Here is a 23,841-nt window from a genome sequence, read left to right as displayed (position 1 = left end):
ATATCAAGATTCATTTCCTAATTGTAATTCCATTTCATACTGATTAACCGTGTTTTTTAGACCAGCGTTTTCTATAGCCAATCGTTTAGAAACTAGACTATCATCAACATTAATAATTCTAACCTGTGTTGAAATCGACTGAATAGCCTGAAGTAATCGTTCCCAATTTCCGTTTTGATTGTTTAAAACTTCGAGTTGATTAATAGTTCCGTTTTCAGAATTAATCGAAAAAAAGGATTCCAAAATAGAATTGCTATAAACATTATAATAGTTAGAATTTCCGTCCTTTAAACACCTATAATGAAAGTCCCAAGAATATTTGTCTTGATTAGGTATTTGCTCCCAAGACACCTCATTATATGCTATTTTTTGGACTTCTACTTGACTTTCTCCTGCTATTAATTCACCTCCAAAACAACTAAACGTCTTACAAATTTTAAAACCAACGCCTTCATACGCTTTTATAGCTTTTTCGTTTTCGATAATCACTTCAAGCACACTTTTTGTAATACCATTGCGTTTTAAATCTGAAATAGCATAGTCATAAATCGACTTCACTATTTTTTGACCTCTGTATTTAGGAATCACTCCAGTACCTGTGTTGAAAGCGATACGTTCACCATGACGGTCGTCAATAGCATGAATTATAAATCCAACTAATTCGTCACCATCAAACATGCCATACGATAAGTTAAAATCTACTTTAGCAGCTTTCCAACGTTGTTTATAAAAGTTATAATCTGTAGGCATTTTGACAAAATAATTTTCAAACGCAGACAGAAAACTTGCCATTATCGTATTGAAATCTGTATGTCCTAAATGCTTAACCATCATTATTTATATATAGAAATTTCTTCGTCTCCTTCCGAAGTTTTACTCGCACGATACATGCCTTCCGTATTAAAAGGCATTGCAATATTACCATCAGAATCAACAGCAATCAATCCGCCATCACCACCAATTTCTAAAATGCGTTTATGAATCACTTCTTCAGAAGCAGCCTTCAAACTCAACCCTTTATGTTCCATTAAACAAGCGACATCATAAGCGACAACACCTCGAATAAAAAACTCACCACTTCCAGTACAGGAAATTGCACAGGTTTTATTATTGGCATAATTTCCTGCTCCTACCATAGGAGAATCACCAACACGTCCCCATTTTTTATTCGTCATTCCACCCGTTGATGTTGCAGCTGCAATATTTCCATTTTGGTCACAAGCAACTGCTCCTACTGTTCCAAATTTTGAGTCTTTTTTAGTTGAATGATCTAACTGAAAACTGTCCGTATCCTTGATGTCTAACCATTGCTTATGACGAAATTCATCATAGAAATACGAATCGTTTTCCAAAATATAATCTAATTCTTTGGCGAACTGCATCGCACCTTCTCCAGCCAAAAACACATGTTCACTTTTTTCCATCACATCTCGAGCCAAACTTACAGGGTTTTTAATTCCAGTAATTAAACTTACTGCGCCTGCATTTAAGGTCTTTCCATCCATAATACTTGCATCCATTTCATGAGATTCAGTTGCTGTAAAAACAGAACCTTTTCCTGCATTAAACAATGGAGAATCTTCCAAAACCTGCACAGCTACCTCTACAGCTTCAATTGCTGTTCCACCAGAATTTAACCTAGCATATCCTTGATCAAGAGCTAATTTTAAATCGGCTCTATATTGAGCTTCTAACTCTGTAGTCATCATACCTTTTACTAAGGTTCCTGCTCCTCCATGTATGGCAATCGAAAATTTTTTCATCCGTTTTTATTTATGCTTGAAAATTACAAATTGCTTATCAATTTAGTTAAAGATGTCAAATAATAATTTTAATGTGGCAGATTAGCTGATTTCATTTACTTAAGATAACCAATGATTTACTTAAAGAAAATATCACTTCACTTTTATAAATGGCTATGGATTGTAAATACTACTAGCTTTATACTATTCCCTAAAAATTAATAGCACAAAAAACAAACGAATAATTAAAAAAACTAAGAGATGAAACAGTTGTTCATTTTTATAGCCTTTGTCCTATTTATTAATGCCTCTGCACAAGTTGGCATTGGGAACACAAACCCTCAAGCTAGTTTAGATATCACAGCAAACAATGTGGCTACACCAAGCAATACTGATGGTATTTTAATTCCTCGAATTGATGATTTTCCTGTTACAAATCCTGGAGCTAGCCAAGATGGGATGATGGTTTTTGTAACAGGCAATGGAACACCAACAAAAGGGTTTTACTATTGGGATAATGCTATTACGACTTGGGTTACGGTTATAGGAACACAAAACACCTTAGACCAAGCTTATGATGAAGGTGGTCTAGGAGCAGGAAAAAATATTGATGCCTCTAATGGTGCTTTAAGAATTAATGGAACGGACGGTTTACTAGTTACTGGTGCCTTTAATTCTGGAAATTCGATTGATACTGAAGTAACTGGAGCAGGTGTACGCATGTTCTTCAATCCTAGAACTGGTGCCTTTAGAAGTGGTCAAGTTTTGAGTAATAAATGGGATTCATCTCGCATTGGAGCAGTTTCATTTGCAACAAATTATGACACTCAAGCGTCTGGAGCTCGATCTTTTGCAACAGGGTCAGCAACATTAGCATCAGGATTGTACTCATTTTCAGGTGGCTTAAACTCAATTGCATCTGGTGTAGGAAGTACAACCTTTGGAATACATAGTGAGGCACCTTCTTGGGGAGAATTTACCATTGGACTCTTTCCTACAACATATTCAGTTCCTAATAATTGGACTTTCGTGCCCACTGAACGCGTTTTTACAGTAGGTAATGGTACTGGAACTTTAGCTAGAAGTAATGCCTTAACTATTTACAAAAGCGGTCTTATTAACATTAATGAAGAATATAATTTGCCTTTAACTGATGGCACTAATGGACAAGCTATTGTTACTGATGGTGCAGGAAATCTTAGTTTCCAAAATCCAATAGGCGATGGCGATACCCAAAACACCTTGAATCAGGCTTATAATGAAGGTGGTGCTGGAGCTGGTCGAGATATAATTGCTTCTGATGGCGCTGTTAGTATAAGTGGTGAAGACGGTTTTGAAATTACTGGAACTTTTGGCAGTGGAGCTGACCTTACACTAACTGGAAGTGGAACACGTTTGTTTTTCAATCCAAAAAAAGCTGCATTTAGAGCAGGTTATGCCATAGGTGGTGCATGGAATAATACCAATGTAGGCAACTACTCATTTGCTTCAAATTATAATACATCTGCGGAAGGTGAAGCATCATTTTCTGCTAATTCCTACTCTACTGCAAGTGGTCGATTTTCGGCTTCTTTTGGAAGGTTTTCTGAAGCTTTTTCTTATACTGAAATGGCTATTGGTTCGTATCCAACTACCTATGCACCCGCAAATGCAAATGCCTTTAATATAGCCGATCGTGCGTTTGTAATAGGAAATTCTACAACAACAGTTTCTAGAAGTAATGCCTTTGAAGTCTGGAAAGATGGACGTGTCATTATCAATGAAGCTTACACTTTACCAACCTCAGATGGCGCTAATAATCAAGTATTAACAACTGATGGAGCAGGCAATATCACTTTTCAAGATAGTGTTGGTGATGGCGATACTCAAAACACACTTGATGGCGCTTATGATGAAGGAGGTGCAGGACTAGGAAAAAATATTTTTGCAGATGCAGGTTCAGTTAGAATAAATGGAGACGATGGGTTTTTAGTTACTGGCACTTTAGGAAGTGGAAATACCATAGACACAGAAATTACTGGTAGTGGAACACGAATGTTTTTCAACCCAAACAAAGCAGCTTTTAGGGCTGGTGGAGTTTCTGGAAGTCAATGGAATAATACTAACTTAGGCCTTTGGTCTATTGGATTTGGCGCAAATACAACAGCATCTGGAACCACTTCTACAGCTTTTGGAAGTGGCACTGTAGCTTCTGGAAATTCTTCAACCTCTTTTGGAGTAGATACAAATGCAACTGGAAGTAATTCTACTACGTTTGGTCAACTTACTACGGCTTCTGGAAGTTCTTCAACCTCTTTTGGAGTGGGTACAATAGCATCTGGTTCTTACGCTTATGTTTCTGGGTCATTTAATACCGCACCTTCTTTTGCAGAAACAGTAATGGGTACATATGCCACAAATTATACACCAGTCGCCACTGGAGCTTTTAATTCAGCTGACAAACTTTTTGTCATTGGTAATGGAACAACAAGTGCTTTACGAAGTAACGCTCTTACCATTTTTAAAAGTGGCTTAATGAATATTAATGATGCGTACAACATGCCATTAACAGATGGAACAAGTGGACAAGTGTTAACTACAGATGGAGCTGGCTCTGCTAGTTGGCAGGATAATACAACACCTACTTTAGCATTAGCAAGAATAACAATGCAAGTAGGTCAAAATGTATCTAGTCCTAGTAAATTAAATTTCAATACTGTTGACTTTGATCTTAACTCTAACTTTAACACCACAACAGATCGATTTGTGGTTTCAACTGCTGGTTATTATAGAATTAGCGGTCAATACTCTGGCAGTACTGATGAGGATTTTTCTGAAATTTTCGTTTTTGACATTACAGTTAATGGAAGTTTTGTCAGACGAACCTTGACTTTTAATTACGAAGAATTCATTATTACACAAAGTGTAAGCAGTGTCATGTATTTAAATGTAAACGATTATATAGAATTAGAATTAAACCCTGGACAATCTGTTAGTGTTTCATCACTTCCTGAACGATCTTATTTTGAAATTGAACAAATCCGTTAGATTTTATTACACTCTATTCTTAATCTTACCAAGGGCTAGTTTCTCAATAGTTCACGATTATTTATTACTTTTAAACAAACTTGTGAAAATGAAAAAAATAATCTGTATTATCGGAATTATCCTAACCTATTATTCTGGATTTTCTCAAATTCAATTAAATAATACCTTAATTACAGAACGTGTTATTGCAACAAATCTCGATGTTCCTTGGGATATGGTCTATAGCAATGATGGTTGGATTTGGTTCACAGAACTTTCTGGAAGAATAAGTCGTGTCCATCCAGATACAGATGTACAGGAGTTAATTTATACAGTTCCTGATGTTCAAGTTTTTGGGTTTAGCGCAGGCATGCATTCTATCGTATTACATCCTGATTTTCCATCAATACCTTATCTATTTGTACATTATACAAATACGACAACAACATCCAAATTGGTACGCTATACCTATGGCATTAATAGTAATACACTCTCGAGCCCTTTAACAATTATCGATAATATTCCAGGAAGTGTCTCGCATAATGGATCACGAATGTTGATTGACAATGACAAATTATTTATAAGCATTGGTGATGGCTATACAAATACTGCTTCAGCACAAGATTTAAATACATTAAATGGAAATATACTTCGGTTGAATCTTGATGGTTCTATTCCATCAGACAATCCGATTTCTGGAAGTTACATCTGGTCTTTTGGTCATAGAAATCCTCAAGGTTTATGTTTTGGAAATGGTAAACTTTACAGCTCAGAACATGGAACGTCTATAGATGATGAAATTAATATCATTGAGGAAAATAGAAATTACGGCTGGCCAAATGTAGAAGGTTATTGTGATTTGGCTTCTGAAACTGCATTTTGTAATAGTGAAAATGTTGCAGAACCCATTTGGACATGGACACCTGCGATTGCACCTTGCGGAATGGATTATTTTAATCATCCATCGATTCCTGAATGGCAAAATTCATTATTGCTAGCAGTTCTAAAAGATCGAAAACTCATCCAATTAAAATTGAGTGCTGATGGTAATTCTATCATTGAAGAAAATAGCTATTTAGTAAATACATTAGGTCGAATAAGAGATGTCCTAGTTATACCAGATGGACGAATTTTTATTTGTACAACCAATAGAGATTTTGCTGGCACACCAAATGCTGACGATGATAAAATCATTGAGTTACAAAATGATGATTTTCTAGGACTCGATGACATTATCGACCAAACATTTAACTTGTTTCCAAATCCTTCAAATGGAATTTTTACACTTCAAACTAATGAACTAAGTGATTTAAATTATACAATTGAGATTATTTCAATGGATGGTAATTCCGTTTTTAAGGATTCCATACATGGACGTTCTACAGAAATTAATGCGAATGTACTGAACTCTGGACTCTATTTTATTAAAATCAATAATTCAATGACATCGGTTTACAAAAAAATCATCATTAAATAGAAATTGAATTTTTAAATCTTCCTATCAAAAGCATAACTTTTCGTAGCTTTGAGTTTCTTGTCTGTTCGAGTGTTGTGGAGAACTATCGTTTTTGTAAAAAGACCTTTCGACTGCGCTCAAGGTGACATTCATTTTCAAATTAGATTACTACTATGTCAGATCAAAAACGCTTATTTCTAGTTGATGCTTATGCCCTTATTTTCCGTGGCTATTATGCATTTATAAAGAATCCAAGAATCAATTCCAAAGGCGAAGATACGTCAGCCATCATGGGTTTTATGAACTCCTTATTAGATGTTATCAAACGTGAACGACCAGATCATTTGGCGGTTTGTTTTGATAATGGCGGAAGTGTGGATCGTGTGGAAATGTTTGAAGCATACAAAGCCAATCGTGATGAAACACCTGAAGGCATTAAAACTGCTGTGCCTTATATCCATGAGATATTAAAGGCCATGCATATTCCTATAATTGAAAAAGTAGGCTTTGAAGCTGATGATGTTATTGGAACACTTTCCCGTCAAGCGGAAAAAGAAGGTTATAAAACCTATATGGTAACTCCTGATAAAGATTTTGCGCAGTTAGTGACCGAAAATATTTTCATGTATCGACCAGTCTTTGGTGGTGGTTATGAAACTTGGGGCATTCCTGAAGTACAAAAGAAATTTGAAGTGACAGATCCAATGCAAGTCATTGACTTTCTTGGAATGATGGGAGATTCATCAGATAATATTCCGGGACTTCCTGGTGTTGGTGAAAAAACAGCCAAGAAATTTTTAGCCGCTTATGGAAGCATGGAAAACTTGTTAGCCAATACCCATGAGCTCAAAGGAAAAATGAAAGAAAAAATTGAAGCGAATAAAGAACTAGGCATCCTCTCGAAACAATTGGCAACTATAATGCTTGATGTTCCTGTAACATTTAATGCGAAAGATTTTGAGCTCGATCATCCTGATGTCGAAAAAGTAAAAGACATCTTCACGCAATTAGAATTTAGACGATTAACCGATAACTTCGTAAAAACGTTTTCTGCAGAAGTTACTGCAACTCAGACACAAACTTCTACCGAAAATCCTTCAGAGAAAACGGAAACAAAAGCAACACCAAAGGAAGTTAAATCTGCTGGAGCTGGACAATTTAGCTTGTTTGGAGCAGAAGACAATTCCGCGGAAGCGATACCAAGCAACACAAGAAAAACTGCCGAAACAACCTCACATTTCTACCAAAGTATTGCCTCAGGAATGGCGACCAAATTATTCGTGAAAAACCTCATGAATCAATCGTCGGTATGCTTTGATACGGAAACTACTGGACTTAATCCGTTGACAGCTGAACTCGTCGGCATTTCATTTTCATGGGAAACTGGCAAAGGTTTTTATGTACCTTTTCCAGAGGATAAAAACGAAGCGCAAGACTTAATTGAAGTCTTTAGGCCGTTTTTTGAAAACGAACAGATTGAAAAAATTGGTCAGAATTTAAAATACGATATCAAGGTCTTAGCAAAATATAATATTGAAGTGAAAGGCAAGCTCTTTGACACCATGTTAGCGCATTATTTGATTAATCCAGATATGCGACATAATATGGATGTGCTCGCTGAAACCTATCTCAATTACACACCAATTTCTATCGTCGATTTGATTGGTAAAAAAGGGAAGAATCAATTATCGATGCGTGAGGTTCCGTTAGAAAAGCAAACGGAATACGCTGTAGAAGATGCAGATATTACCTTACAGTTAAAAGAACATTTCGAAAAAGAATTAGTCGAAGCCAATACGCAAAAATTATTTGATGAGATTGAAATTCCGTTATTACGTGTGTTAGCTGCGATGGAATTGGAAGGGATTAATCTCGATACAGCGTTTTTAAATTCACTTTCTGAAGACTTAAATACTGACATCGCTACGCTTGAAAAAAGCATTTACGACGCTGCAGGTGAAGAATTTAATATAGCTTCACCAAAACAGTTAGGTATCATTTTATTTGAAAAACTAAAATTAGTTGACAAGCCAAAAAAGACGAAAACAGGTCAATACGCAACTGGTGAAGATATCTTATCGTATTTAGCAAAAGACCATGAGATTATTCGAAATATTTTGGAGTATCGTGGACTCGCAAAACTAAAAAGCACCTATGTTGATGCCTTACCTTTACAAGTAGAAGAAAGTACTGGAAGAGTTCACACTGATTATATGCAAACCGTTGCTGCAACAGGACGATTGAGTAGTAATAATCCGAATTTACAGAACATTCCAATTCGTACAGAACGTGGTCGACAAGTTAGAAAAGCATTCGTTCCTAGAAATAATGACTACACCTTATTGGCTGCCGATTACTCGCAAATAGAATTACGAATTATTGCCGCTTTAAGTCAAGAAGAAACCATGATTGAAGCCTTTAAAAACGGTGAAGATATTCACGCGTCAACCGCTTCAAGAGTGTTTGGTGTGCCGTTGGCTGACGTCACTCGTGAGCAACGTGGTAATGCCAAAACCGTCAACTTCGGAATCATTTATGGCGTCTCTGCGTTTGGCTTGAGCAATCAAACCGATTTATCACGTGGTGAAGCCAAAGAACTCATTGACACCTATTATGAAACCTATCCGAAATTACGTGCGTATATGAGTGAGCAAGTCGATTTTGCCAGAGACCATGGTTATGTGCAAACCGTTTTAGGTCGACGTCGTTATTTAAAAGATATCAATTCACGTAATACTGTCGTTCGTGGTGCTGCAGAGCGAAATGCAGTCAATGCGCCAATTCAAGGATCTGCAGCAGATATCATTAAAGTGGCCATGATTAAGATTTATGATAAACTCCAAGAAGGCAACTACAAATCGAAAATGCTCTTGCAAGTGCATGATGAATTGGTATTTGATGTGTACAAACCAGAACTCGAAGCGATGAAAACACTCATCAAAACTGAAATGGAAAATGCATATACACTCGATGTGCCTTTAGATGTCGATTTAGATATTGGCGATAATTGGTTGGAGGCGCATTAAATCGTATTTAGATGAAAAAAATTGAGGTTGTCGCTGCAATAATAAATTTCGGAAATGAAATTCTCTGTGTTCAAAGACCTAAAAACAAGCTAAGTTATATTTCAGAAAAATTTGAATTTCCTGGAGGAAAAATTGAAAAGGGAGAATCAAGAAAAGAAGCTTTAAAAAGAGAATTAATTGAAGAATTAAATTTCACTCCAAATAAAATAGATGAATTGTTTTTAACTGTTGTCCATCAATATCCAGATTTTGAATTAACAATGCATAGTTTTAAATGCTATTCTGAAACAAAGGACATAGAATTAAATGAACACATTTCTTGTGAATGGTTGACAATAAAAAACTTAAATAAACTAGATTGGGCAGAAGCAGATATTCCAATAGTAAATAGATTAATTGAGAATGGAGAAATCGTTTAACGATAATTTTAAAAATAGTTTACTAACCGGATTCATTGACAAGTCCTTGGACTCTGATATTCTATATCAACCGGAATTACTAGTAAATAGAAAAATTCCAAGAAAGAAAGTTCTATCAACAATTATTAAAGAATTAGAAAATTGCGATAGTTTTTTTATATCTGTTGCATTTGTTACAACAAGTGGTGTTGCAGCTTTAATAAATACTTTTAAAAGCCTAGAGGAAAAAGGTGTGAAAGGGAAAATTCTTGTTTCTCAATATTTAAACTTTACCCAACCTGAAGCTTTAAAAAGGCTTTCACAATTTAAAAACATAGAATTAAAAATAGTAACTAAAGAAAACTCACATTCTAAAGGTTACATTTTTAAATATTCTGATTATTACAATTTGGTTATTGGAAGCAGTAATTTAACTTCCTCTGCATTATCTACAAATAAAGAATGGAATATGAAGGTTTCTGCAAGAAACTCAAGTTCCATAGTAGATAAAGTAATTAATGAGTTTCAAGATGATTTTGAAATAGGTGAAACTGTAAATGAAACTTATATTAAAAAATATGAAGAAGTCTATAAAAAACAATTTCTAGTTTATAAAAAAAGTGAAGAAGAGTTTTCTAAAGATTTAAGTTTAGAAATAACTCCAAATTCTATGCAAAAAGAAGCATTAGAGAATCTAGAATTTTTAAGAAAAGAGAACGATAAGGCTTTAATAATTTCTGCAACAGGAACTGGGAAAACATATTTAGCTGCGTTTGATGCCAGAGCTTTTAATCCTAAAAAACTATTATTTGTTGTACATAGACGAAATATAGCAGAAAAAGCAATGGAGACTTTTCAAACTATATTTGGAAAGTCTAAAACATTGGGATTATACTCTGGTCAAAAAAGAGAATTAGATAAAGACTTTGTTTTCTGCACAATACAAACTATATCAAAATCTAATCACTTAGAACAATTTGAAAATAATTTTTTCGACTATATAATTATTGATGAATCACATCGTTCAGGAGCAAATTCCTATATAAAATTATTAGAATATTTCAATCCAAGATTTCTTCTTGGAATGACTGCAACACCTGACAGAACAGATGATAAAGATATTTACGGTTTGTTTGACCATAACATAGCTTATGAAATCAGACTGAATAAAGCGATGGAAGAAGACATGCTTATTCCGTTTCACTATTATGGTGTTACAGATTTATCCGTTAATGACGAAATACTTGAGAAAGACTCTGATTTTAGACTTTTGACAGCTGAAGAAAGAGTAAGGAAGATTATTTCTAAAATTGAGTTTTATGGTTCTGATAATGGAATAACAAGGGGTTTAATTTTTTGCTCTAGAAAGGATGAAGCAAAAGAATTATCAGATAGTTTCAACCTAAGAGGGTTTAAAACAGTTGCTTTAACTGGAGATAGTTCTGAAGATGATAGAACAAAGGCCATTAAACTATTAGAAAGTGATGATTTATCAATAAAATTAGATTATATATTTACTGTTGACATTTTTAATGAAGGAATAGATATTCCTAAAATTAATCAGGTTATAATGATTCGTCCAACGCAATCAGCTATAATTTTTATTCAACAACTAGGACGAGGATTAAGAAAAACTGATGGCAAATATTACTTAACTATCATTGATTTTATTGGCAACTATAAAAATAACTACTTAATACCCATAGCTTTATATGGAGATACGTCCTTTAATAAGGATAAAATAAGAAAGTTGATTTCTGAAGGCAGCAGTATGATTCCTGGAGAATCTACTATCAATTTCGATGAAATAACCAAAGAAAGAATATTTGCTTCAATTGATTCTACAAACATGCAATTGCTTACTGATTTAAAGCTTGATTATAATAATTTAAAAAGTAGAATTGGACGCACTCCAATGATGATGGATTTTGTTAAAAATGGAGCTAGAGAACCATTTTCATTTGTTGCGTATTCAAAATCTCATTTCAATTTCATCAACAAAGTTGATAATTCATTTGATAAAACTCTAAACAAAAAACTCTCTGAGTTATTAGAATTTTTTTCTAAAGAAATAAACAATGCTAAAAGGATAGAAGAAAGTTTAATCTTAAAAGAATTACTTATTAATCATGAATTAAATATTTCAGAACTCAATAAAATAATTTTTGAAAAATATGAATATAAACCTACTATAGAAACTATTGAATCTTGTATCTCAAATATCAACTTTAGCTTTATTCGAAAGGAAGAAAAAATCATGTTTCTAGAAGATAATATTTTTAAATTTCATGATGAATTTAAAAAGGTTCTTTCTAACGAAACTTTTAAGGAATTCTTTCTAGATTCTATAAATTACTCCATTTACACTTTCAATAATAATTATGATAAAAATTATTATAAAAATGGACTTCTACTTTTTAATAAATATAGTCGTAAAGATGTTTGCAGATTATTGAATTGGGAAAATGACATTAGTAGTACTGTTTACGGTTATCGAACAAGAAATGAAGTCACTCCTTGTTTTGTAACCTATCATAAATCTGATGATATTGAAGATACAATTAAGTATAATGATTACTTTGTTTCTCCATCAATTTTTGCATGGGAATCAAGGTCAAATAGGAAACTATCTAGTCCAGAAATTAAAAATGTAATAGATTCCAAACGTATATTATTATTCGTGAAAAAGGAAGATGCAGAAGGAACTGATTTTTATTACATGGGAGATGCATCAATTATTAAAGATTCTATTCAACAAGCAGAAATGCCTGAATCTGGACAACCAGTTGTTCATTTTAAATTTAAATTAGAACAACCTGTAAAAGATGATTTATATAATTATATAACTGCCGTTAATAGAGAAAAATTACCTCAAAAAAATCTGAAGTCTGAAATACTGTTAACAGAAAAAGTTGAAGAAACATCTAAATTCAGAATTCCTTTATACGATTTTTACGCAGCTGCTGGTAGTTTTAGTGAAATGCAAGATGAAAAAGAATATAAATTAACATCTGTTCCTGAAAGATATACATCAGATGATTATTTCGCTTGCAGAGTAATTGGAGAATCTATGAATAAATCCATTCCAAATAACTCAATCTGCATTTTCAAAAAGAATGTAATAGGTTCTCGTAATGGAAAAATTCTACTAATAGAAAATAGAGATTCTTTCGACCCAGATTTTAACTCAGCTTTTACAGTTAAAACATATTCAAGTGAGAAAACAATTACAGAAGAAGGCTGGCAACATAATTCAATTGTATTAAAGCCAAATTCCTATGATGATAGTTTTAAAAATTTAATCATTGATGAAGAAAACAGTAAAGAAATGAGAATAATTGGTGAGTTTGTAAAAGTTTTAGATTAATATCATCGCCTCCTCTTCTTAGACTTAAACTTAGCCTTAGTCTTCCGCTGATTAAAAGGAATCGCATCATCAAAAGTATGTTTCGCATCACCTTTAGGTTTGTTTTTACGCCATTTTTCGTCTTTTGCTGGAAGCAAAACGTCTAATAAATCTTGACGTCCTAATCGGTTTAAGGTCTTTTTAATCCACGCTTTGTTTTCATCCTTATACCAGAAGAAAAAACGATGTTGCTCATCTTTCTCTTTTCGAGTAATTGGTGTGTTTACTTTTTTAAGCGTATACGGATGATAACCACTATAATAAATCACAGTTGCCACTGTCATAGGTGTTGGTGTAAACCCTTGCACTTGCTCTAACTGGAAACCCATATCTTTAGTTTCGGCAGCAAGATTTGCCATATCTTCAACTTCACAAGCTGGATGATTCGATATAAAATACGGAATCAATTGCAGCTTTAAATTCTTCTTGATATTGATCTTATCAAAACGTTCTTTAAACTTATGGAAGTATGAAAACGATGGTTTACGCATCAACTTCAATACAGGATCACTCGTATGTTCAGGTGCGACTTTAAGTCGGCCAGATACGTGTTTCGTCATCACCTCTTCCGTATAATCGTCTAACTCTTTCGGATCAGCATTTTTATTGAATTCTGGCACTAACATATCGTGACGAATTCCAGAACCAATAAAGGATTTCTTGACTTTCGGATGACTATCAACAGCCTGATATAATTCGGTTAAAGGCTTGTGAGACGTATCTAAATTACTACAAATCACTGGCGAAATACAACTAGGCGCAACACACTTGTCGCAAATAGACTGTACTTTCCCTTTCATTTTATACATGTTGGCACTTGGTCCACCAATATCAGACAAATAGCCTTTAAAATCTGGCATATTCGCAACCGTGTCGACTTCACGCAACACAGATTCCTGACTACGAGAGGCAATGAATTTTCCTTGATGTGCCGAAATCGTACAAAAGCTACAACCACCAAAACAACCTCTGTGAATGTTGATGGAAAACTTTATCATTTCATACGCAGAAATCGGTCCACGCTTATTATATTTTGGGTGTGGTAATCGTGTGTAAGGCAACTCAAAAGACGCATCAATTTCGTCTTCGGTCATGGTTGGATAAGGCGGATTAATCATCAAGGTCTTATCGCCTACCTTCTGAAAAATACGTCGTGCAGCTAATTTATTAGATTCCTGCTCGATGATTTTAAAGTTAGACGCGAATTTCTTTTTATCGCTTAAACACACCTCATGCGATACGATTTCAACATCGTCCCAATTACTGTTTTTAGGAATTCTAGCATTTTCATTTAACAGCACTGCCGTTTGTTTAATGGTTGTTATACTAGAAAACGGAACCCCTTTTTGTAACAAACGTACAATTTCACGAAGTGGCTGTTCTCCCATACCATAGACCAACAAATCGGCTTTAGAGGTTTCTAAAATGCTTGGCATCAATTGATCACTCCAATAATCGTAATGCGTCACACGACGCAAAGACGCTTCAATACCTCCAATTAACACAGGAACATCTGGCCATTTGTCTTTTAATATTTTAGAATAGACAGAGGTGGCATAATCAGGTCGAAACCCAATCTCACCATTTGGCGTATAGGCATCTTTATCACGACGTTTTTTATTCGCATTATAATTGCTAATCATAGGATCCATGCAACCTCCAGTCACTCCAAAAAATAATTTTGGTGCACCAAGTTTTACAAAATCCTGAAGATTATCATTCACATTAGGTTGCGGTACAATAGCAACGCGCAAGCCATAACTTTCTAAAATACGACCAATCACTGCAGGACCAAACGACGGATGATCTACATAAGCGTCACCACTAAATAGAATCACGTCGAGTTCGTCCCAACCGCGTATTTTCACCTCTTTGTTTGTGGTAGGCAACCAATCTGAAAGTTTTAATTCACTCATACCAATGCAAAAGTAGTCAAAAATTGCTGGACCTATATCAGAATTTTTATGTCATTCAGAGGGAAGTATGACCGATGAATCTATTTAAAATACGGAATTCAAAATTGTTGAGATTCTTCACTGCGTTCTGAATGACATTATATAAGCATTTGTTAAGTTGGGCGTTACCCAAGGGTCGCGCTTTCGGCAGTCGCTTTTTTATGTTGCATATATGCAACAACATAAAAAGAGCTTCAACATATGCCTTAAATGCTTTGCATTCACGATTTCTTTCTCAATAGTGTGTATGAGTAATCGCTAACGCAAGGCAACAGTTAAATACGCAAGTGAATAGCAGCTTAAATCGTAATTTGTTTGTCATTCCGACAGAAATCGAGGATTCTCATACTTATAAGATTTCTCGTCACTCATTCTTCGCTCTGTCGAAATGACAAGAGGCTTAAAAAAGTATATTAGCAACTAAATTACAAATCAATCGCTTTTAAACTCTCAACACGATTCCTCACTAAGAAATCATCAATCGTTTCAAAATGTTCAATAACACGTTGGTCTTTAAATTCGAATACTTTTTTAGACAAACCTTGTAGAAAATCACGATCGTGAGAAACCAGAATTAAAGTCCCATCAAAATTCTGAAGCGCTTCTTTTAACACATCTTTAGATTTTAAATCTAAGTGATTCGTAGGCTCATCGAGAATAAGTAAGTTCACAGGTTCTAACAATAATTTCACCATAGCCAATCTGGTTTTTTCTCCACCTGATAATACGCTAACTTTCTTATCAATTTCATCGCCTCTAAACATAAAACGACCCAAAATGTTTTTGACTTGTGTTCTTACATCACCTTTAGCTACCTCATCAACCGTTTGAAAAATCGTTAAGTCTTCATCTAACAAAGCCGCTTGGTTCTGCGCAAAATAGCCAACCTTAACATTGTGTCCTAAACTGCAAGTGCCTTCCACATCAATTTCACCAAGAATGGCTTTAATCATGGTTGATTTCCCTTCACCATTTCGACCTACAAAACAGACTTTTTCGCCTCTTGCAATCGACATATTTGCATCGTTAAACACAACATGTTCACCATAAGATTTAGATACATCCTTTACCGTTACAGGATAATCACCAGAACGTTGCGTTGGTGGAAAACGTAGTTTCAATGCTGACGTATCGATATCATCAATTTCAATGATCTCTAATTTTTCAAGCATACGTTCTCGAGACGACACCTGATTTGTTTTTGAATAGGTGCCTTTAAATCGGTCGATAAACGCTTGATTATCGGCAATAAACTTTTGCTGTTCCTGAAAAGCTTTTATTTGATGTGTTCTTCGATCTTCTCGCAATTGTAAATAATGTGTGTACTTGGCTTTATAGTCATAAATACGACCCATAGTTACTTCAATCGTGCGATTTGTAATATTATCAATAAAAGCACGATCATGAGAAATCACAACGACTGCATTGGCTTTATTCACTAAAAAGTCTTCCAACCAAATCACAGACTCTATATCAATATGGTTGGTAGGCTCATCTAATAAAATCAAATCTGGTTTCTGAAGTAAAATCTTTGCGAGTTCAATTCGCATACGATAACCTCCAGAAAATTCATTGGTTTGCCTCGTGAAATCTGTTTGCTTAAAGCCTAAACCTTTAAGGGCTTTTTCAACTTCAGCATCGTAATTCACATCTTCTAAGGCATAATAACTTTCTCCTAAGTCAGAAACACGCTCAATGATTTTCATGTACTCATCAGACTCGTAATCGGTTCTGGTTTCGAGCTGCTTATTCAACCCTTCCATTTCATCACGCATAGCAAACACATGACTAAAGGCTTTAGACGCTTCATCAAAAACAGTGGTATTATCTTCAGTTAATAAATGCTGTGGCAAATATGCAATAATTGCATCCTTTGGCGTTCTTACATTGCCACGTGTGGCATTTTGAACACCTGCAATAATTTTCATCATGGTCGATTTTCCTGCGCCATTTTTTCCCATTAATGCAATTTTATCATCTGCATTTATGGTAAAAGACACATCACTAAACAACGTGTGACCACTAAATTCTACTGATAAATTATCAACTGAAATCATCTCAAATCATTTAAGGCTGCAAAACTACTAATAAATCTTTCATTTTTTTGAACTAATATTGCAATGTGTAAAGAACTTATGAGTATCATTTCAACAGACATATCAAAAGCGGTTGCAATTTTAAACGCAGAAGAATTGGTGGCTATTCCTACTGAAACGGTTTATGGATTGGCTGGAAATATCTTCAGTGAAAAAGCTATTAAACGCATTTTTGAAACGAAGAAGCGTCCGTTTTTTAATCCGTTGATTGTTCATATTCCTTCTATCGAATTGTTACCTACGATTGTAAGTTATATTCCTGAAAAAGCACAACGCTTAGCAGATGCCTTTTGGCCTGGGCCTTTAACTTTAGTGTTACCAAAACAATCGTCGATTCCAGAATTAATTACTGCAGGAAAAGATACGGTTGCGGTTCGTATTCCAAATCACTCGACGACCTTAGACTTATTGAATCAATTAGATTTTCCATTGGCTGCACCAAGTGCCAATCCGTTTGGGAATATCAGTCCGACAACTGCACAACACGTGGAGAACTATTTTAAAGATGCTATTAAAATGGTACTTGATGGTGGACCATGTCAGCGAGGCATAGAATCAACTATCATAGGTTTTGAAGGTGTAGAACCTATTATTTATCGTTTGGGTTCGACCTCTATTGAAGCTATTGAATCCATTGTTGGACCAATTCAAATAAAAAACAAAAAAGAAATCGCTCCAGATGCACCAGGTATGTTAGATCGACATTATGCACCAAAAACTCGAACTATTTTAGTTGATAATATTTCGGATGCTATTGAAAAGTATACAGATAAACGTATTGGAGTTTTAGCATTTAGCAAACCTTCAGAACACAATGCTATAGTCTTTCAAATTGTGCTTTCAGAATTAACAGACTTGCAAGAAGCGGCTTCAAAATTATACGATGCCTTACATCAATTAGACAAACAAGAATTAGACATTATTATCGCAGAACGGTTTCCAGACAAAGGATTAGGGAAATCTATTAACGATAGATTGCAACGAGCGACAGTTCGCGCTTGAATTAATCGCAATATAATCTCCTCTTTTTTTTGCTTACAAAAAACACGCACGTCTGTTTGGTTATCAAATATATAATCGTAAATTTGCAAACTCTTTTTGAGAGAGAAAAGTTTAACCTATTTGTCGTGAGACAAGTAATTAATATGAATAAGTGTGGACACATTAAGCTACAAAACGATTTCAGCAAACAAAGCTACTGTTAATAAAGAGTGGGTTTTAGTTGATGCTGAAAATCAAACGCTAGGTCGTTTAGCTTCTAAGGTAGCAATACTTTTAAGAGGTAAACACAAGCCTAACTTCACACCACATGTTGATTGTGGAGATAACGTAATTGTTATCAATGCAGAAAAAATCAACTTATCAGGTAACAAGTGGAATGACAAAACGTACATTCGACACACAGGTTATCCAGGTGGTCAAAGAAGTTTAACTGCGACTGAATTGTTTGGAAAAGATCCTGCAAGAATCGTAGAAAAATCAGTAAAAGGAATGCTCCCTAAAAACAAATTAGGTGCAGAGCTATTCCGTAATTTAAATGTTGTTGTTGGTTCGGCTCATACACATGAAGCTCAAAAACCAAAAGCAATTGACTTAAACAAAGTTAACTAATGGAAGTAATTCACAAAATCGGTCGTAGAAAGACGGCTGTTGCTCGTGTGTACCTTGCTAAAGGAAAAGGCAAGATCACGGTAAACAAAAAAGACATGGCGGTTTATTTTCCTACTGCAACATTGCAGTACAAAGTAAACCAACCTTTAACCATGACTAACAACGATGGCAACTTTGATATTACAGTAAACGTTTATGGTGGTGGCATTACAGGCCAAGCCGAAGCGATCCGTTTAGCATTATCTCGCGCTATGTGTGAGCTTGATGCAGAAAACAGACTAATATTAAAGCCAGAAGGATTATTAACTAGAGACCCAAGAATGGTTGAACGTAAAAAGTTCGGTCAGAAAAAAGCAAGGAAGAAATTCCAGTTCTCGAAACGTTAATCCTATTCTTTTTTATTATTCTGAATTTTCTTCGGAATATAAAAAATTTCAAAAGCTGTTCTGGTCAATTATCAGAACAGCTTTAGATTAAAAGTCTGAATCGTGAGTTTTCACAGTTCAGCAGCATAAATAAATCCCGAAATGAGTTCGGGATAAAGTTTAGCATCTAAATGATAAAGGCGAGCGCAAGCAACCACTTTGTCATTGCTAATTTAACAGAACGTAAACGAATACAACATGGAAAAAGTAGAAGTAAAAGAATTACTTGACGCAGGTGTACACTTTGGTCACCTAACGAGAAAATGGGATCCAAACATGGCGCCTTACATCTATATGGAACGTAATGGTATCCATATTATCAACCTTTACAAAACTCAAGCAAAAATTGAAGAAACGTCTGAAGCATTGCACAAAATTGCCGCTTCTGGAAAGAAAATCTTATTTGTTGCTACAAAAAAACAAGCTAAAGACATCGTAGCTGAAAAAGCTGGCGCTGTAAACATGCCTTACATTACTGAAAGATGGCCAGGCGGAATGTTAACAAACTTCGTAACAATTAGAAAAGCCGTTAAGAAAATGGCTATGATTGATCGTATGAAGAAAGATGGAACATTCAACTCTTTATCTAAAAAAGAGCGTTTACAAGTGGATCGTCAAAGAGCTAAATTAGAAAAGAATTTAGGTTCTATTTCTGATATGACACGTTTACCTGGAGCATTATTTGTTGTAGATATCAAACGTGAGCACATCGCTATTAAAGAAGCGCAAAAATTAAACATTCCAATCTTCGCAATGGTAGATACGAACTCTGACCCTCGTGAAGTAGATTATTTAATTCCTGCTAATGATGATGCTTCTAAGTCAATCAATTGTATTATGTCTGTGGTAACATCGGCAGTTGCAGATGGTTTGGCTGAAAGAAAATCTGATAAAGCTGAAAAAGATGCTAAAAGTGAAAAATCACCAGCAGCTAAAAAAGAAGTGAAAGCAGACACAAAGGTTAAAGCAAAAGCTGAAAAGAAAACTGAAGTAGTTGCACCAGTTGCAGCTAACGAAGAAGAATAAATTAACAATTACACAATAGTATTAAGTCGTTTAATTGTTTTCTTATGAAATGATAATTAAACGACTTTTTTTAATTTTATAACATTATGGAAAATACTGTAAAAATTACAGCCGCTGAAGTAAATAAATTAAGACAAGCTACTGGAGCTGGTATGATGGATTGCAAAAAAGCTCTAGTTGAAGCTGGAGGCGATTTTGACAAAGCCATTGAAGTACTTCGTAAAAAAGGACAAAAAGTTGCAGAAAAAAGAGCTGACAGAGATTCTTCTGAAGGTGCTGCAATTGCAAAAATTAATGCAGATAACACATCAGGTGTTGCTATCGTATTAGGATGTGAAACAGATTTCGTTGGAAAAAACGAAAACTTTATCGAATTAGCTAATCAATTAGCAGATATCGCTTTAAACTGTAATACTAAAGAAGAATTTTTAGCTGCAGATTTTGGTGGAATGACTGTTGCTGAAAAACTAATTGAGCAAACAGGAGTTATTGGTGAAAAATTAGACATCACAGCTTTTGAAAAAATTGACGCACCTTATGTTGGTCAATATGTTCATATTAACAAAATTGCTGCTTTAGTTGGTTTATCTGCTAAAGTTGATAACGCTGAAGTATTAGTTAAAGATGTAGCAATGCAAGTCGCTTCAATGGGAGCAACAACATTATCTTATAAAGATTTTGATCCAGCATTCGTTGCTTCTGAAACTGAAGCTAGAATTGCAGTTATTGAAAAAGACAATATCGAATTAGGACGTTTAGGAAAGACCTTAAAGAATGTACCAAGTTACATTTCTATGGCGCAATTAACTCCTGAAGTAATTGCAGAAGCTGAAAACGCAGCAAAAGCTGAATTGAAAGCTGAAGGTAAACCAGAACAAATCTGGGATAGAATATTACCAGGTAAAATGGAACGTTTTATTTCTGATAATACAACTTTAGATCAAGAAAAATGTTTACTTGATCAAAAATTCATCAAAGATGAAAAGCAAACTGTTGCTCAGTATGTTAAGACTTATGGTGACGTTGCTGTTACTGGATTTAAACGTGCTACAGTAGGATAATCAGAATATTCGTTATATAAAAATTAAACCTCTCATTAACTGAGAGGTTTTTTTTATTTTATTTTTTTATCAACCGCCTTGTCATTGTTAGGCCATCTTTAGCATATACTTTTAATAAGTAAACACCTGTGGTTAGATGACTTAAATCAATTTCGGACTTATAATTATTTAAGTAAGCAGAATAAATCAATTGACCTTCGATGTTATAAATATTAAGATTTTGTAACACTGATTTTGCTTTAATAAATAGGTCATTCGAAACTGGATTAGGATAGATGTTGAGGGAATTTTCAAGGCTTTCCTCCTGTATTCCAAGAACCTCATTATCTAAACGCATCAGGAAAATATCCTTATAGCCTTGAGCTGTTATCAGTTCAGAACCCGAATTAAAGTCAACAGTATCACTAAATTCTCCAACTGAATAAACTTTACCCATACTATTTATCATTATTCCTTTTCCTGAAACGTCACTCGTTAATGCTTGATCACCACTTAGACTATGAACCCAAATAAAATCTCCTTCAGTAGTATATCTAGCACAAAAATAGTCTGAAATACCATTCGCTGTAATACCAAACGTTTCATTGGGATCTGGATCAAAATCAACTTCATTAGCATACGTTATTCCACCCGTAATATATACCGAATCACCATCTAATGCGATAGCATTACTACTATCTGCTGGTCCGTAATTACTTCCAAAACCAAAAGCCCAATTAAATTCCCCATTATTATTCCACTTAAAAAGGTAGTTATCGTAATAAGAACCAAAGCCTTCAACGATATATTCTGAAGTATCTGAAGGATCAAAATCTACATTTCCTCCGTATATACCTGTAGCAAAAATATTACCCTCACTATCACATATTAAATGTTGAGATTCTACGCGCTCTAATTGCTTTACCCAAACTAAAGTCCCATCTAAGAGATATTTAGCAAAAAAACTTGCGCCATTTTCATTCTCTAAAACTGATGTTCCAGAATCAAAATCAAAATCAAAACTCCCTCTAAATCTTCCTGATATTAACACATGGTTAGTGCCATTCATAATGATATTATCAACACTATCATAGTTATACCAAGTATTCGCAGGATCGCCAAACTGATTTGATCTCATATAATTACTTGAGGAATCTAAAGTAATCCAAAACCCCTTTTGTCGTGTTGAACTATAAACAACAGCGTTATTATTGGGATCAGGTCTAAACAAACCTTCATAATAATTTCCTGTAATATGAAGGTTCCCTTCAGAATCTACTACTAAATCTTGTGGTGTTGTTTTTGCTGATGAATTTGTCCAACCCTCAACCCATTGAAAATTTCCATCCAAATCATAGAAAGCCAAAAACATCTTACTTCCAGAAGAAAGACTAGCTGTCAATACAGTTGTCCCTGAATCAAAATCAGCACTTTCTCTAAAATAACCTGCAACGTAAATCCCATTATTTACTATCAATAGCTTATTAATTACAACAAAACTAGAAGTTTCTATAGCTTTAACCCATTGCAAATCTCCAGAACTATTGTATTGTGTAAGAAATGCATAATACGCACCATTCGCATTAATACTATTATCATTTCCTGTTGGATCAAAATCTGTTTCGCCATCAAAATATCCAGCAACGTAAAGGTTGTCAGAATCATCCATAACAGAATGTGTTATATTTTTTGTCCCAGTTCCTTCAATATGTTTGACCCATTCAAATCCTTGTGCGAAACAAGTGAAATTAAAAAAGAGAATAATTAGAGGTATGTAATTTAATTTCATAGATATTGTATTTTAGCATTATATCTATATATCGAAGTAATTATAGAATGTCATCAGAAAAATAAAAAGAAATACGTTCTATTTTTGTTATTTTTGTACAACTTTCAAATGAAACATGAAATACAAGAGAATCTTACTCAAGTTATCTGGTGAAGCCCTAATGGGTTCCCGTCAGTACGGAATTGACCCAGAACGATTATCAGAATACGCTAAAGACATCAAAGAAATCACAGATTTAGGTGTAGAAGTCGCTATTGTTATTGGTGGAGGTAATATATTTAGAGGTGTTGCTGGAGCAATGGCTGGTATGGATCGTGTTCAAGGTGATCATATGGGAATGTTAGCAACAGTCATTAACGGACTAGCACTACAAAATGCCCTTGAAGATGCTGGTGTAAAAACACGTTTACAAACTGCTATTAAAATCAATGAAGTTGCCGAACCGTTCATTAGACGTAAAGCAATGAGTCATCTTAAAAAAGGACGCGTTGTGATTTTTGGTGGAGGAACAGGAAATCCATATTTCACAACAGATTCTGCAGCTGTTTTAAGAGCTATTGAAATTGAAGCTGATGTGATTTTAAAAGGCACACGTGTTGATGGAATTTATACGGCAGATCCTGAAAAAGATTTAAATGCTGTTAAGTTTGATCACATCACCTTTGCCGATGTATTACGTAAAGGTCTTAAAGTTATGGACACCACAGCATTTACCTTAAGTCAGGAAAACAATTTACCAATTATTGTATTCGATATGAATAAAAAAGGAAACTTGATGAAGGTTGTTTCCGGAGAAAACATAGGTACTAAAGTTAATTTATAATGTTTGGCTTATTTTTTGGTAAGCTTTTTACAACTTAAAGTT

16 protein-coding genes are annotated in these 23,841 nt (G+C 34.5%); 11 read left to right on the top strand and 5 right to left on the bottom strand.

Features of this window, described 5'->3' with window-relative positions:
• Positions 1 to 3: 3 nt before the first annotated feature.
• A complete protein-coding gene (locus VOI25_RS11555; protein WP_323789235.1) occupies positions 4 to 834 on the bottom strand; it encodes a GNAT family N-acetyltransferase in 831 nt (276 codons plus the stop codon).
• Positions 834 to 1,763 (bottom strand): isoaspartyl peptidase/L-asparaginase, encoded by a 930-nt coding sequence (locus tag VOI25_RS11550; protein WP_323789234.1) that lies wholly within the window; start codon positions 1,761 to 1,763, stop codon positions 834 to 836. The genes VOI25_RS11555 and VOI25_RS11550 overlap by 1 nt, the downstream gene beginning before the upstream one ends.
• A gap of 240 nt (positions 1,764 to 2,003) precedes the next feature.
• Between VOI25_RS11550 and VOI25_RS11545 the strand changes: the two genes are divergently transcribed.
• From VOI25_RS11545 to VOI25_RS11525, 5 genes are all read left to right on the top strand, one after another.
• Positions 2,004 to 4,769, top strand: coding sequence for a hypothetical protein (locus VOI25_RS11545; protein ID WP_323789233.1), 2,766 nt, complete (start codon positions 2,004 to 2,006; stop codon positions 4,767 to 4,769).
• 88 nt (positions 4,770 to 4,857) lie between these two features.
• A complete protein-coding gene (locus tag VOI25_RS11540) occupies positions 4,858 to 6,225 on the top strand; it encodes a PQQ-dependent sugar dehydrogenase (protein ID WP_323789232.1) in 1,368 nt (455 codons plus the stop codon).
• 152 nt (positions 6,226 to 6,377) lie between these two features.
• Entirely contained in the window at positions 6,378 to 9,230 is a 2,853-nt protein-coding gene (gene polA / locus VOI25_RS11535; protein WP_323789231.1) for a DNA polymerase I, read from the top strand.
• 11 nt (positions 9,231 to 9,241) lie between these two features.
• Positions 9,242 to 9,649, top strand: coding sequence for a (deoxy)nucleoside triphosphate pyrophosphohydrolase (locus VOI25_RS11530; RefSeq protein ID WP_323789230.1), 408 nt, complete (start codon positions 9,242 to 9,244; stop codon positions 9,647 to 9,649).
• Complete coding sequence (locus VOI25_RS11525) at positions 9,633 to 12,995, top strand: DUF3427 domain-containing protein (RefSeq protein ID WP_323789229.1); 3,363 nt, start codon at positions 9,633 to 9,635, stop codon at positions 12,993 to 12,995. Before VOI25_RS11530 ends, VOI25_RS11525 begins: the two co-directional genes overlap by 17 nt.
• 2 nt (positions 12,996 to 12,997) lie before the next feature.
• Here VOI25_RS11525 and VOI25_RS11520 read toward each other — a convergent pair whose 3' ends face one another.
• Together VOI25_RS11520 and VOI25_RS11515 are read right to left on the bottom strand one after the other, a co-directional pair.
• On the bottom strand, positions 12,998 to 14,950 hold the full coding sequence (locus VOI25_RS11520) for a YgiQ family radical SAM protein (RefSeq protein WP_323789228.1): 1,953 nt from the start codon (positions 14,948 to 14,950) through the stop codon (positions 12,998 to 13,000).
• Positions 14,951 to 15,414: 464 nt separating this feature from the next.
• On the bottom strand, positions 15,415 to 17,046 hold the full coding sequence (locus VOI25_RS11515; RefSeq protein WP_323789227.1) for an ABC-F family ATP-binding cassette domain-containing protein: 1,632 nt from the start codon (positions 17,044 to 17,046) through the stop codon (positions 15,415 to 15,417).
• 78 nt (positions 17,047 to 17,124) lie between these two features.
• Between VOI25_RS11515 and VOI25_RS11510 the strand changes: the two genes are divergently transcribed.
• The 5 genes from VOI25_RS11510 (at position 17,125) to tsf (ending at position 21,208) form a co-directional block, all read left to right on the top strand.
• Entirely contained in the window at positions 17,125 to 18,087 is a 963-nt protein-coding gene (locus VOI25_RS11510; protein ID WP_323789302.1) for an L-threonylcarbamoyladenylate synthase, read from the top strand.
• Between the two features lie 153 nt (positions 18,088 to 18,240).
• Positions 18,241 to 18,696 (top strand): 50S ribosomal protein L13, encoded by a 456-nt coding sequence (gene rplM / locus VOI25_RS11505; protein ID WP_323789226.1) that lies wholly within the window; start codon positions 18,241 to 18,243, stop codon positions 18,694 to 18,696.
• Positions 18,696 to 19,082, top strand: coding sequence for a 30S ribosomal protein S9 (rpsI, locus tag VOI25_RS11500; RefSeq protein ID WP_323789224.1), 387 nt, complete (start codon positions 18,696 to 18,698; stop codon positions 19,080 to 19,082). Before rplM ends, rpsI begins: the two co-directional genes overlap by 1 nt.
• A gap of 237 nt (positions 19,083 to 19,319) precedes the next feature.
• Complete coding sequence (gene rpsB / locus VOI25_RS11495) at positions 19,320 to 20,147, top strand: 30S ribosomal protein S2 (protein WP_323789223.1); 828 nt, start codon at positions 19,320 to 19,322, stop codon at positions 20,145 to 20,147.
• 86 nt (positions 20,148 to 20,233) lie between these two features.
• Positions 20,234 to 21,208, top strand: coding sequence for a translation elongation factor Ts (gene tsf / locus VOI25_RS11490; RefSeq protein ID WP_323789222.1), 975 nt, complete (start codon positions 20,234 to 20,236; stop codon positions 21,206 to 21,208).
• Between the two features lie 58 nt (positions 21,209 to 21,266).
• Here tsf and VOI25_RS11485 read toward each other — a convergent pair whose 3' ends face one another.
• The gene (locus tag VOI25_RS11485; RefSeq protein WP_323789221.1) at positions 21,267 to 22,976 is read right to left on the bottom strand and encodes a T9SS type A sorting domain-containing protein; all 1,710 of its coding nucleotides are present in this window, start codon (positions 22,974 to 22,976) and stop codon (positions 21,267 to 21,269) included.
• A 115-nt stretch (positions 22,977 to 23,091) separates the two neighbouring features.
• Between VOI25_RS11485 and pyrH the strand changes: the two genes are divergently transcribed.
• Positions 23,092 to 23,799, top strand: a complete 708-nt coding sequence (gene pyrH, locus VOI25_RS11480; RefSeq protein ID WP_323789220.1) for a UMP kinase — start codon at positions 23,092 to 23,094, stop codon at positions 23,797 to 23,799.
• The last annotated feature ends 42 nt before the right edge of the window (positions 23,800 to 23,841 follow it).

Source organism: Psychroserpens sp. (assembly GCF_034670085.1).
GTDB lineage: Bacteria > Bacteroidota > Bacteroidia > Flavobacteriales > Flavobacteriaceae > Psychroserpens.
The sequence above is the reverse complement of the archived record's forward strand: the minus strand, read 5'-3'. Positions and strand labels throughout refer to the sequence as shown.